This window comes from Sphingopyxis sp. (assembly GCF_050725655.1).
In the GTDB taxonomy this organism is placed as follows: domain Bacteria; phylum Pseudomonadota; class Alphaproteobacteria; order Sphingomonadales; family Sphingomonadaceae; genus Sphingopyxis.
This window is the reverse complement of record NZ_JBOHHT010000049.1, coordinates 16121-28299: the sequence shown is the minus strand read 5'-3', so window position 1 is coordinate 28299 and position 12179 is coordinate 16121. Positions and strand designations below refer to the sequence as shown.

The 12179-nt window shown below is 67.9% G+C and carries 13 protein-coding genes; 6 read left to right on the top strand and 7 right to left on the bottom strand.

What is annotated here, in order from left to right:
- Nucleotides 1-24: 24 nt before the first annotated feature.
- A complete protein-coding gene (locus ACREBX_RS06375) occupies nucleotides 25-1323 on the bottom strand; it encodes an ABC transporter permease (protein WP_431560915.1) in 1299 nt (432 codons plus the stop codon).
- On the bottom strand, nucleotides 1320-2276 hold the full coding sequence (locus ACREBX_RS06370; RefSeq protein WP_431560914.1) for an ABC transporter ATP-binding protein: 957 nt from the start codon (nucleotides 2274-2276) through the stop codon (nucleotides 1320-1322). The genes ACREBX_RS06375 and ACREBX_RS06370 overlap by 4 nt, the downstream gene beginning before the upstream one ends.
- 67 nt (nucleotides 2277-2343) lie before the next feature.
- On the opposite strand from ACREBX_RS06370, the gene queG reads away from it, so the two are divergent.
- Complete coding sequence (queG, locus tag ACREBX_RS06365; protein WP_431560913.1) at nucleotides 2344-3396, top strand: tRNA epoxyqueuosine(34) reductase QueG; 1053 nt, start codon at nucleotides 2344-2346, stop codon at nucleotides 3394-3396.
- Between the two features lie 7 nt (nucleotides 3397-3403).
- On the opposite strand, the gene ACREBX_RS06360 is transcribed toward queG, so the two are convergent.
- Nucleotides 3404-3781 carry a hypothetical protein gene (locus ACREBX_RS06360; RefSeq protein WP_431560912.1) on the bottom strand — a complete coding sequence of 126 codons (378 nt, stop codon included), beginning with the start codon at nucleotides 3779-3781 and terminating at the stop codon, nucleotides 3404-3406.
- Entirely contained in the window at nucleotides 3778-4461 is a 684-nt protein-coding gene (locus ACREBX_RS06355; protein WP_431560911.1) for an EI24 domain-containing protein, read from the bottom strand. The genes ACREBX_RS06360 and ACREBX_RS06355 overlap by 4 nt, the downstream gene beginning before the upstream one ends.
- A gap of 109 nt (nucleotides 4462-4570) precedes the next feature.
- Between ACREBX_RS06355 and ACREBX_RS06350 the strand changes: the two genes are divergently transcribed.
- Both ACREBX_RS06350 and ACREBX_RS06345 read left to right on the top strand, forming a co-directional pair.
- Nucleotides 4571-5569: an adenosine kinase gene (locus ACREBX_RS06350; protein ID WP_431560910.1), complete on the top strand. Its 999-nt coding sequence runs from the start codon at nucleotides 4571-4573 to the stop codon at nucleotides 5567-5569.
- 55 nt (nucleotides 5570-5624) lie between these two features.
- Nucleotides 5625-5882 (top strand): hypothetical protein, encoded by a 258-nt coding sequence (locus ACREBX_RS06345; RefSeq protein ID WP_431560909.1) that lies wholly within the window; start codon nucleotides 5625-5627, stop codon nucleotides 5880-5882.
- 3 nt (nucleotides 5883-5885) lie between these two features.
- Here the strand turns inward: ACREBX_RS06345 and ACREBX_RS06340 are convergent, their stop codons facing one another.
- The 3 genes from ACREBX_RS06340 to tsaD all read right to left on the bottom strand — a co-directional run bounded on the left by ACREBX_RS06340 (nucleotide 5886) and on the right by tsaD (nucleotide 9542).
- Nucleotides 5886-7427 (bottom strand): lipopolysaccharide biosynthesis protein, encoded by a 1542-nt coding sequence (locus ACREBX_RS06340; protein WP_431560908.1) that lies wholly within the window; start codon nucleotides 7425-7427, stop codon nucleotides 5886-5888.
- A 76-nt stretch (nucleotides 7428-7503) separates the two neighbouring features.
- Nucleotides 7504-8511 (bottom strand): NAD(P)H-dependent glycerol-3-phosphate dehydrogenase, encoded by a 1008-nt coding sequence (locus tag ACREBX_RS06335; protein WP_431560907.1) that lies wholly within the window; start codon nucleotides 8509-8511, stop codon nucleotides 7504-7506.
- Nucleotides 8508-9542, bottom strand: a complete 1035-nt coding sequence (gene tsaD, locus ACREBX_RS06330) for a tRNA (adenosine(37)-N6)-threonylcarbamoyltransferase complex transferase subunit TsaD (RefSeq protein WP_431560906.1) — start codon at nucleotides 9540-9542, stop codon at nucleotides 8508-8510. The genes ACREBX_RS06335 and tsaD overlap by 4 nt, the downstream gene beginning before the upstream one ends.
- A 64-nt stretch (nucleotides 9543-9606) precedes the next feature.
- On the opposite strand from tsaD, the gene hemC reads away from it, so the two are divergent.
- Genes hemC through ACREBX_RS06315 form a run of 3 tightly spaced genes read left to right on the top strand, consistent with a single transcriptional unit; the run spans nucleotide 9607 to nucleotide 12156 of the window.
- Nucleotides 9607-10554 carry a hydroxymethylbilane synthase gene (gene hemC, locus ACREBX_RS06325; protein ID WP_431560937.1) on the top strand — a complete coding sequence of 316 codons (948 nt, stop codon included), beginning with the start codon at nucleotides 9607-9609 and terminating at the stop codon, nucleotides 10552-10554.
- Nucleotides 10551-11240 (top strand): uroporphyrinogen-III synthase, encoded by a 690-nt coding sequence (locus ACREBX_RS06320; RefSeq protein ID WP_431560905.1) that lies wholly within the window; start codon nucleotides 10551-10553, stop codon nucleotides 11238-11240. Before hemC ends, ACREBX_RS06320 begins: the two co-directional genes overlap by 4 nt.
- Before the next feature lie 19 nt (nucleotides 11241-11259).
- Nucleotides 11260-12156, top strand: a complete 897-nt coding sequence (locus ACREBX_RS06315; RefSeq protein WP_431560904.1) for a mitofilin family membrane protein — start codon at nucleotides 11260-11262, stop codon at nucleotides 12154-12156.
- The last annotated feature ends 23 nt before the right edge of the window (nucleotides 12157-12179 follow it).

The following is a 12179-nucleotide window of genomic DNA, read 5'->3' as shown; positions in this document are numbered from 1 at the left end:
AGAATGCCACTGCTAACAGCTTTGTCAATGAGACTGGGACGAAGCGCCCGTCACAATCGCCGCCGCAGCCGCAACAGCCTTGTTACGGCGCCAGAATTTCCAGCCGCTGCCGCCGCTGAGCACGCCCGCGCGGAAGAGGCGCACCGAGAGGAAGATGACGAGCGCGACCCAGATCGCCTGCCAGCCGAGCGCAAGTAGGTGAACCGCCTTGGCATCGTCGCTTGCAGCGCGCGCCGCCATCGCGAGTGGCGAGGAGAAGGGGAATATCTGTGCGAAGGTCGCGAGGCCGCTGCCCGGTGCGCTCGCCGCGGCGGCGGACAAGCTGAACATTCCCACCTGGAAGATGGTGATCGGCAGACTGAGCATCTGGATTTCACGCACCGATCCCGCCTGCGCGCCGACGCCGAGGAAGACCGCGCCGAGCAGGAGGAAGGACAGGACGAAATAGGCAAAGCCGATGCCGAGAAAGAAGGGCCAGCCCGTCGCGGGCATCGATGCCAGCGCGGCGGTCGCCTGGCCGGCCTTGCTCGCGGCGGTGATCGCGGCGGGATCGACCTGCGTCGCGGCGATCAGCCCACCCCCCATCGCGACGATCATCCAGAAGGCGATAAAAAGCACGGCAACGCCAAGCATGCCGAGCAGCTTGCCGAGAAAGACGCTTTCGAGCGGCACCGCGGCGGCGAGGATCTCGATGACCTTGTTGCCCTTTTCCTCGGCGAGCGAACTCACCGTCTGGCCCGCGAGCAGCAGGGTCAGAAGGAAGATGATGAAGACCGCCCCGAAACCGAGCGACTGTTGCACCGCGATGCTGGTGCCGCCGCGCTGGATGCTTTCGAAGCGCGGCTTCACCGGGGCGACCTCGCCGGCAGCGCGGTCGCGCAGCACCTGGTTTGCGAGCAGGGTCAGGTAGCGTCCCGAGCTGCCCTCCGCATTGCGCTCCACGATGCGCGGACTTTCGAGCGGGCCGCTCATCACCGCATAGGTGTCGGTGCCCTTTTCGCGCGTGATCGCGAGCGGGTCAGGCGCGCCTTGTTCTGCGATCCGGAATTCGAGCGGCGGCGGGGCTTCGCCGCGCGTAAAGGCATCGCGCAGGCGGCGGTCGGCGACGCGCAGCGCCTCCACGTCCGCCGCGTCGGCGATCGCGACGATGCGCCCGGCACCGCGCGCGCTGTCGGCAAGCTGCGACGCGCCCATGCCGCCCGCGAGGCCCATCGCGACCATGAACAAGGGTGCGAGCAGGAACAGGAGGAAGGTCGGGGTCGCGACGATCGCGAGAAAATCGCGCCGCGCGACGACGAACATGCTGCGGATGAAGGGGGTCATGCGCTGGCCTCCTCGACCGCGTCCTCGGTCGCGTCGGCGTCGAACCCCGCGTCGACTTGGCGGACGATATGGACAAACGCGTCGTGAAGCGCCGGGCGGCTGATCGACAGGCCGGTGACGCCATGACCGCTCGCGGTGATGCGCGCGAGCAAAGGTTCGACGTCGGCGTCCTGAATCGCGAAATGCCAGGCGTCGCCGCGCAGTTCGGCACCGACGGGCAGGTTGGCGGCAACCGCGGTAGGATCGCCCGTGGTTCGCGGTGTGTAACGCACCTGCATCGGCAGCATCGCGCGCGCCTCGTCAACTGTGCCCTCGAACCGGCGCGCCGAGCGCGCGATGATCGCGATGCGGTCGCAGAGGCGTTCGGCATGCGCCATGACGTGGGTCGAGAAGAGGATCGTCGCACCGCGGTCGCGCTCGCGCCGCACGAGCATTTCGAGCCGCTCCTGATTGACGGGATCGAGCCCCGAGAAGGGTTCGTCGAGGACGATGAGATCGGGGGCGTGGACGATCGATCCGATCAGCTGGATCATCTGCGCCATGCCCTTCGACATTTTGCGGATCTTTTCGTCGATCACGCGTTCGAGCCCGAGTTCGGTCATGAAGCCCGCAGCGCGGCGGCGCCCTTCCGACCAGTCGAGGCCGCGCAGCGCGCCCATGAACGCGATCGCCTCGCGCGCTTTCATCCCCGGATAGAGGCCGCGTTCCTCGGGAAGATAGCCGATGCGGTGGCGCACCGACTGCGGGCGTTGTCCGCCAAGGAGACGGCTCGTCCCCTCATCGGGGTCGATGATGCCCAGCGTCATGCGCAGGCTTGTCGTCTTGCCCGCACCATTGGGGCCGAGCACGCCATAGATGCTGCCCGTCGGCACCGCGAGGGACACATGATCGACCGCCTTGTAATTGCCGAAATATTTGGTGAGGCCATTCGCCTCGACGCTGAAATCGTTCAAACCCGGGTCCCCAATCTTGCGCTCACCAAACTATGGCACGGCGAGGCCGCTCGCGTATAGAGCGGCAATGGTTGCCGAAGCCTTGCCTTCTCTGGAAGAGCGCCTCGAAGCGGTCGCGCGTGAGCACGGGTTCGCAGCGTTCGGGATCGCGCACGCCGACGCGGCGCCGCAAACCGCGGCGCGGCTCGACCAATGGCTGGCCGAAGGGCGCCACGGCGACATGATCTGGATGGAAAGCCGTGCGGCGCAGCGCGGATCGCCCAAAGGGCTGTGGCCTGAGGTCAAATCGGTGATCGCCTTGGGCATGAGCTATGCCCCCGCGCTTGATCCGCTGGCCTTGGCCGATCACCCCGAGCGGGGGCGCATTTCGGTCTATGCGCAGGGCGGCGACTATCATGACGTCGTCAAAAAGGCGCTGAAGGCGGTCGCGCGCTGGCTGGTGGCCGAAGTCAAGGATGCCGAGGTCAAAGTGTTCGTCGACACCGCGCCGGTGATGGAAAAGCCGCTGTCGGCGGCGGCGGGGCTTGGCTGGCAGGGCAAGCACACCAATCTCGTCAGCCGCGACCATGGCAGCTGGCTGTTCCTCGGCGCCATCTACACGACGCTCGACCTCACGCCGTCGACGCCCGGGCGCGATACGTGCGGCAGCTGTTCGGCGTGCCAGGACGCATGCCCGACGCAGGCGTTTCCGGCGCCGTACCGGCTCGATGCGCGGCGCTGCATTTCTTACCTCACGATCGAGCATAACGGCCCGATCCCCGTTGCACTGCGGCGCGGGATCGGCAACCGCATTTACGGCTGCGACGATTGTCTTGCGGCGTGCCCGTGGAACAAATTTGCCGAAACCGCGCGGGCGCATCGTGCCTTCCTGCCGCGCGCCGAACTGGCGGCACCATCGCTTTCCGACCTGCTCGCGCTCGATGATGCGGATTTCCGCCAGGTGTTCGCCGGGTCGCCGATCAAGCGGATCGGCCGCGGGAGGATGGTGCGCAATGCCGCGATCGCGGCCGGAAACAGCGGCGACGTCCGGTTTATGCCGGCGCTCGAACGACTGGCGAAGGATGAATCGCCGATGGTCGCCGACGCCGCGCTATGGGCGCTGGCCGAGCTGGCGTCATGACGCCCGGTCAGCGTTGAAACGACTGGGCGCAGCTGTTCACTTCGGCGTTGCGGCCATCGGGGGTACGGGCATCGACATGCGTCGCGACGGGATTCGCGCCGGCGCGCGGGGCGTAGAAATAGATATCGAGGACGCAGTTCGTCCCGGCGAACTGCAGCTTGCGGCCGGCGCCTTCGGTGACATCGAGATGCGGCTTGCCGAACATCCGGCTGATTGCATCGGCGCTGCTGCCGATCAGCGCGTTGTTCTGTACGGGCCGGACCACCGTGGTCGGCGGTGGGGTTGCGGCGGATGGGGTCGATGGGCGCGGGATCGCGGGGCCCGCGCACGCACCCAGCGTCAAAGCGAGACCGGCAATGGCGGCCAGGCGGCGGTTTTCGATCATCTTTTTTGGTCCCCATTGCGCAGATGCAGCATGTGCACGGCCATAGCCGCGCTCAGAATCGGCGCCAACAGATTGGCGACAGGCACCACGAAGCTTGCGGCAGACAGCAGACCCATCGACCAACGCGCGGCGCGGTCGAGCCGCGGCCGGTCCGGATGGCGCGCGAGAACCATCGCCTCAAGATCGCGGCCGAGCAGCGCTGCGTTGACGAGCAGGGCGAAGATCGGCGTGCCGATGCCGGTGACGAGCAGCAGGATGTAGATCGGCAGCGCGAGCAGGTTGCCGCCGATCAGCCGTACCAGCGAAGCGAGCGCGAGGCCGATATTCTGACGCCAGCCGACATCGACGGCGTGCTGGGCGGCGGCGGGATAGTGGCGCCCCTCGACGTCGGCGACAATGCTGTCGGCGAACAGACCGACAACGACGATCGCAACGGCGCGGAAGAGCAGCCAGCTTCCCGCGACGATGGCAAGGATGACCAGGATACCGGCCATGTCGAGCTGCGCTTCGTCGACCCATTTCCAGTGCGCAAGCGCCCAGCGCGTCGCGAAAAAGATCGCGGCGCCCGAGACGGCGAGGAGCAGGAGCGTGAGCGCGAGGCTTTGCGCCAGCACGCGCATCACGCGGGGCTGGGGCAAGTCCCCTAGCGCGAGCAGGAATGCGTGGACGGCGCGGGCCATGGTCAGGGGATGGTGGGCGCGCGCGCGCGGGTCAAGCGTTATGCTTGCCTTGGCGGCCCCCGCCGACTAAGGCGCGCGGCAGCTTTTTCCACGCATCACAGGATATTTCATGGCCTCCACCGCCCGTTTCGACGTTGTCGCCATCGGCAACGCCATTGTCGACGTCATCGCCCGCGCCGACGATGCGCTGATCACTGCCGAAGGTCTGACCAAGGGGTCGATGCGGCTGATCGACGCCGAAGAGGCAGAACGCCTTTACGCGGCGATGGGACCCGCGATCGAAATGTCGGGCGGTTCGGCGGCCAATACATTGGCGGGGATGGCTGCGCTCGGCCAGCGTTGCAGCTTTATCGGCCAGGTTGCCGACGACCAGCTCGGCCATGTTTTCACGCACGACCTGCGCGCGCTCGGCGTCGCGTACGAAACCCCGCCGCTGAGCGAAGGCGCGCCGACCGCGCGCTGCTTGATCCTCGTCACCCCCGACGGCCAGCGCACGATGAACACTTTCCTCGGCGCGAGCCATTTGCTCGAGCAGTCGATGATCGACGAAGCGTGGATCGCCGATTCGGAAATCCTCTATCTCGAAGGCTATCTGTGGGATCCCGAGCTGTCGCGCGCGGCGATGCGGCGCGCGATCGACGTGTCGCGCGCGGCGGGGCGCAAGGTCGCCTTCACGCTGTCCGACGCGTTCATCATCGACCGTCACGGTGCAGATTTCCGCAATTTGATCGCCGAGGGGCTGTTCGACATTCTCTTCGCGAACGAGGTCGAGATTTGCGCGCTCGCCGAAACCGAGAATTTCGAAGCCGCCGTCGCCGCGGTTGCGGCGCAGGTGCCGCTGCTCGTCGTCACGCGTGGTTCGCATGGCGCGATCGCCCTGACCGGCGGCACGCGCACGGAAGTCGGCGCCGAGCCGATCGAAACCGTCGTCGACACCACCGGCGCGGGCGACCTGTTCGCGGCGGGTTTCCTGTCGGGGCAGGCGCAGGGCCGCCCGATTGCAGACTGCCTGACGATGGGCGCGGTGTGTGCGCGCGAAATCATCGCGCAGGTCGGCCCGCGCGCGCAGACCGATCTCAAGGCCAAGATCGCCGAACGGCTGGGCTAGGAACCTTCCTCGGCCCTGAAGCCTCCTATGCGCCAGACAGCATAGGAGGCTTCATATGGCCGACGAAATTCACGAGACACGCGATCCCGACGGGACGACACACACGACCACGGTCATCGACCGCGAACCGCGCCGCGGCGGCGGGTTCGGGATCGGGCTGATTTTCCTCGTCGCGATTCTGGTCGCGGCCTTTTTCGCCTTCCAGTTCCTTGCCAACGACAAGGCGCAGAGCGGCGCGGTCACTGAAGCGGCGCAAAAGGTCGGCGATGCCGCCGAGAATGTCGGCGACGCGGCGCAAAAAGCGGTCGAGTAACGATCAGCCTGCGGGCGCCGCGGCGGGTTCGGGGTGCTTCCTGAACAGTTCGCGGTCCGCCGGGCCGAAGCCGCGCGTCCAGATCAGCCAGCCGTAGATGGCGAGGATGAAGGGCACGCCGATCAAGAGTTCGGCCCATTCGGGAAGCTGTGTGGCGCCCCAACCGAGCACGGTCGCGCCGGCGGTTGCCCAGACGAGCGCCCAGCGAAGGCTGTTCACCGGCGCGCCGAGGATGCGCGCGAGCAGGCGCGCCTTCACCAGCGATGCGAATCCGAGCGCGAGCATCAGCGCGAGCGCGACGGCCCCGGCATAAGTGATCGGCGGCAGGCCCATCGACTTGGCGATCAGGATCAGCGCGACGCTGAGCCCCGCCTGCAGCGCGAGCGTCGCGATGCTGATCAGCAAATTGCGATGGCGCGCGACATAGACGAGCGCCGCCTCGCTGACGACCGCGGTCGCTGCGACGACCTCGGCGGCGAGCAGAAAGGCGAGTGCGGCGGTGCCGCTGACGAATTCGGGGCCGACGAGGCCCATCACCGCCTCGCCCGGAATGCCGAGCGCGAGCGCGACGCCGGCCTGCGCCGCGATGATCCAGAACCCGACCTGACTCACTTGCGCGGCCACGGCGGCAAGCCGGTTTTCGGCGAGGTTGCGCGTGATCACGGGGCCGAGGATCGGCTCGAAGCTGGTCTTGAGCTTCTGCGGCAGCGAGGCGACCTGCTGCGCCATATAATAGATGCCGTAGATCGTCGGCGAAGTGAACTGGCCGAGAATGAACAGGTCGAGGCGCCGCGTGCCCCATTCGATCGCGTCGGCGGCGGCGAGCGGTGCGTTGCGCCGCGCAACTGCGATCAGATGCGCCGGATGCGGTTGCCAGCCGTGCGGCCCGCCATAATGACGCAACATCGGGACCAGTGCCGTGAGGAAGGCGCCAAGCATCGCGGCTGCATAAGAGAGCATCAGCCCGTCGCGCTTCGACACAAAGAAGAAGGCCGCCGCGCCGATGCTGATGACCCACGGCTCGACCACCGCCCGGGCACGAACCGTGGCGCCGACGTCGAATTTATAGGCGCAGGCGGCCAGCGCGATATCGGTGCCCGCGATCGCAAAGACGAGCAGCGCCATCCAGCGATCGGCGCTGTCGATGCCGCCCGATGGGAACATCAGTTGCGGCAGCAGCACCAGCAGCAACGAGCCGGCGGCCGACGCGATGAAGGCGACAAACATGCCGTCCCATACGACGGTGCGCTGATCGGCGCCCGGCGCGCTCAGCTGTTCGGCAAGGCCGCGCTTGAGGCCCAGCGTCGCGAGCTGCGCGACGAGTTCGATGACGAGCACGGCGAAGGCAAAGCGGCCCACGGCTTCGGGCCCGTACCAACGGCCCGCCACATAAAGGAAAGGCAGGCGGGCAACGAGGCGGAGGATGAAACCCAAGAAATTGGTGCGTCCGCCCTTGGCAAGCGCGGCGGTGTCCGCGTCCCCTGAGGGCACGTCCGGCGAAGCGGGGGGCGAAGAGGGCGCGGCTGCGCTGTCGGTTTGGCTCAAGCCTCGCGCCCCTTCTGCTGCTCCCCGAAGCGCAGTCTAGCGCGGCGGGGGAGTGCACGCAATTGGTCGAAACATTTCATCGCCCTTCGGATCGCAGCGGCCGGCTGAGCAATGCCTGAATGGCGTCACCGACGCGCGTTTCGCCGGCTACTAGCCGCGCAACGGTGTCGGTAATCGGCATGTCGATGCCGTCGGCGCGCGCCGCGGCGGCGACCACCGGCGCGCTGAACGCGCCCTCGGCGACGGTGCGGCGGTCGGCCATCAGCGCTTCCGCCGGCTCGCCGCGCCCGAGTCCCTGACCGAGCGCGAAGTTGCGCGAATTCGCAGAGGTGCAGGTAAGGACGAGGTCGCCGAGGCCCGCAAGGCCCGCGAGCGTTTCGGCCTGCGCGCCGCGCGAGAGGCCGAAGCGCGTCATTTCGGCGAAGCCGCGGCTGATCAGCGCCGCGCGCGCGTTGAGCCCGAGCCCGGCGCCGTCGACGATGCCGCAGGCGATCGCGAGGATATTCTTCACCGCGCCGCCGATCTCGGCGCCGATGACGTCGGTCGAGACATAGGGGCGGAAATGCGGGCGAGCGAGCGCCTGCGCGATTTCGGCGGCGAGATCGGCATCAGCGGCGGCGAGGGTGATCGCGGTCGGCAGCCCCGCAGCGACTTCGTGCGCGAAGGTCGGCCCCGAGAGGACCGCGTGCGGGCGCTGCGGCGCGAGATCGCGCGCCATGTCGATCGGGAAGGCGAAGCTGCCCGCCTCCATGCCCTTGCTGCAGAAGATCAGCGGCGCGTCGCCCGGCGGCAGTTCGGCGAGAACGGCGCGCAGGAAGGGTACTGGGACGACGACGAGCAGGGCGTCGAGATCGGCCATGTCGGTAAGGTTGTCGGTTGCGGTCAGCGAAGACGAGAGCGCGGCGCCGGGCAGGAAAACCGGATTGCAATGCTCGGCGTTGATTGCCGCAACGACGTCTTCCTCGCGCGCCCACAGGCGGACAGGGGCGCCATCGGCGGCAAGAAGCTGTGCCAGCGCGGTGCCCCAGGCGCCGCCGCCGATCACCCCGAACCGCGTAAAGCGTGTCATGCTTTCACCTGTCATGCTTTTACTCCAGCGCCGCGCACCGCTTCGGCTTCGGGATCGAGCGGCCAGCGCGGGCGCGCGGCGGTATCGAGCGGATCGGTGAGGCCGGCCGCGAAACGCTCGGCGCCCGCCCAGGCGATCATCGCGCCATTATCGGTGCAGAGCCAGAGCGGCGGCGCGACGAAAGACTTGTGGAAGCGCGTTGCGAGATCGGTCAGTGCACCGCGAATCGCGCCGTTGGCGGCAACCCCGCCCGCGACGACGAACGCGGTCGCATCGGGGCAGGCGGCGAGCGCGATGCGGCTGCGGTCGACGAGGCAATCGACAACAGACTGCTGGAAGGAGGCGGCGAGGTCGGGGACGCTGTGCTGGCCGCTCGCGGCGGCGCGCGCGACCGCGCTCTTGAGGCCGGCGAAGGAGAAATGCGGCTCGGCGCTGCCGACGAGCGGGCGCGGCAACGGGACCGCATGGGGATTGCCTTCCTTCGCAATGCGCTCGACTGCGGGGCCGCCGGGGTAGCCGAGGCCGAGCAGCTTTGCGGTCTTGTCGAAGGCTTCACCCGCGGCGTCGTCGATCGTCGTGGCAAGGCGGCGGTAATCGCCGACGCCCCTGACGAGCAGCAACTGGCAATGGCCGCCGGAGACGAGGAGCAGCAGATAAGGAAATTCAAGGCTCGGTTCGATCAGGCGTGGGCTGAGCGCATGGCCCTCGAGATGATTGACCGCGATCAGTGGCTTGTTCGCCGCGTGCGCGAGCGCCTTGCCGGTGACGAGCCCGACCATTACGCCGCCGATCAGCCCCGGCCCGGCGGTCGCGGCGATCGCATCGACATCGGCGAGCGACACGCCGGCATCGGCGAGCACGCCCTCGACGATCGGGGCGAGCCGGTCGACATGCGCGCGCGCGGCGATCTCTGGAACGACCCCACCATAAGGACTGTGCTCGGCCTCCTGTCCGGCAACGCGATGCGCCAAAATGCGCCGGTTGCTGTCGACGAGCGCTGCCGCGGTTTCGTCGCAGCTCGATTCAAGGCCGAGGATCAGGGTCATATTATTGCGCGTTCCTTTACCCGCCCCTTTATCGGCAGGGCAAGCCGCGCTAGCAGCGGGCATGATGAATAGGCTTCCAACCCCCGAAAACCCGCTGCGTATCGGCACCCGGGCCTCGCCGCTCGCGATGGCCCAAGCCCATATGGCTGCTGCGGCGCTGATTGCCAGCCATGGCATCGACATGGCGGCGCTCGAAATCGTGCCGATGACCGCGACCGGCGACAAGATCCAGGACCGCGCGCTCGCCGAGGTGGGCGGCAAGGCGCTGTGGACGCGAGAACTCGACGCCGCGCTCGACGCGGGAGCGATCGATATTGCGGTCCATTCGCTGAAGGATGTCGAAACGATCCGCGATGCGCGCTTTTTCCTCGGCGCGATGCTCGAACGCGCCGACCCGCGCGATCGGCTGGTGGTGCGCGAGGGTATCGCGGCGACAACGATCGCCGACCTGCCGCAGGGCGCACGGATCGGGACGAGCAGCCCGCGCCGTGCGGCGCAGGTGAAGCGGATTCGCCCCGACCTCGAAACCGTGCTGCTGCGCGGCAATGTCGCGACGCGGCTCGCCAAGATTGCAGGCGGCGACGCCGATGCGACCCTGCTCGCGGCGGCGGGGCTCGAGCGGCTGGGGATGCACGACGTCGGCACGGTGCAGGAGGCGAGCCTGCTGCTTCCCGCGGCGTCGCAGGGGGCGATCGGCATCGAATGCCGCGCCGACGACGCGGCGACCCGCGCGCTGCTGTCGGCGATTGATCATGCTCCGACGCATCGCGCCGTTGCGGCCGAGCGCGCGTTTTTGGCGGCGCTCGGCGGCGATTGCCGCTCGCCCGTCGCGGCGCATGCGCGGTGGCAGGACGACGGCGCGCTGCGCCTCGATGCCGAAATTTTCTCCGAAGATGGCGCCGATCATGCGACGGGACATGTCATCGTCACCGATGCTGCGACTGCGGCGGCGTTGGCACGTCGGTTGCTTGATGAAGCGCCCGACAGCGTCCGGCGGCTGTTCGCGGCATGACCGATGGGCCGCCGCTGATCGTTACGCGGCCCGAGCCGGGCAATGCAGCGACGGTGGAGCGGGCGAGGGTCATGGGGTTCGACGTCCATGCGATGCCGCTTTTTGATGCGCGTGCAATCGACTGGAGTCCCCCGAAACCCGCAGATTTCGACGTGCTGCTGCTAACCAGCGCCTTTGCCGCAAGACTGGCGGGGCCGGGGCTGGCCGGTCTGGCGTCGCTGCCCGCCTATGCCGTCGGTGCAGCGACCGCGCGGGCGGCCGAGGCCGCGGGCCTGACGGTGGCGATGACCGGATCATCGTGCGCGCAGCGACTTCTTGACGATATGACGTCAGAAAATATCCACAATATTCTGTGGCTTTGCGGACGCGACCGGTCGGAATTCGACGCACGGGCGGCATCGCTCACGGCGCTGCCCTGCTATGCCGTCGATCCCGCCCCGGTGCCGGGCGAATGGGACGCGCTGATCGCCGCCCCGGCGATTCTGCTCGTGCATTCGGCGCGCGCCGCGCAGCGAATTTCCCAGCTGGTCGGCGATTCGCGCGCGCACCTGTCGCTAGTCGCGATCAGCCCGGCGGTGGCGGCCGCCGCCGGCGACGGCTGGCGCGATCTGGCCATTGCGGGACATCCCGACGACGTCGCAATATTGGCACAAGCGCGTGCTTTGTGGCACAAGGGTGCAAAATAGGGTCGTTCGAAAGAGAAACATGGCAATCGACAGCATCGACACGTCCTCGTCGGCGGACGAGGTGGTACCCGAAAGGGGACTATCGTTTCGCGCTCTCGCCATCGGTGCCTTCCTGCTGCTCCTGATCGGTATCGCCGGCGGCGGATGGGCGGTGAATCGTTGGCTTACGGGCAGTAATTTACCACCGACGGCGAAAATGATCGCGGCGCCCGTCGGGGCCGCCAATCCGCTTGCCGCAAAGGGCGGAGCCAATGCGGCGCCGCTGATGGTCGCGCCGATCGACGGCGCCAACGCGCTCGCGGCACGCGTCGCCGAACTCGAACAACGCCTCTCGCGGATCACGCTCGAGGCCGAATCGGCGTCGGGCAACGCATCGCGCGCCGAGGGTCTGCTCGTTGCTTTCGCCGTGCGCCGCGCGCTCGATCGCGGGCTGTCGCTCGGTTATCTCGACGCCCAGCTTCGCCTGCGCTTCGGCGACGACCAGCCCAATGCGGTCAAGACGATCGTCGACACATCGCGCGAACCGGTGACGCTCGAACAGCTTCGCGCCGAACTCGACACGCTGGCGCCGCAGCTTGTCGGGCGTGGCGGCGAGGGTAGCGGCAGCCTGTGGACCGGGCTTCGCCGCGAGCTGGGCGAATTGTTCGTGGTGCGCGCCGCGGGAACCCAGTCGCCGCGCGCCTCCGAGCGGCTCGACCGCGCCCGGCGCTATCTCACGGCCGGGCAAGCCGATCTTGCGATCGCCGAAGTCGAGGCGATGCCCGGATCGGAGGTCGCGAGCGAGTGGCTGATCGATGCGCGGCGTTACCATGAGGCACGGCGCGCGCTTGACCTGATCGAAACGGCGGCGATATTGGAACCGCGCGACAGCCCCGCTGCCGCGATGGCCCGCAAAACGGCCGAACCGACCCCGTAACGACCCGATGCATGGGTCGTTTC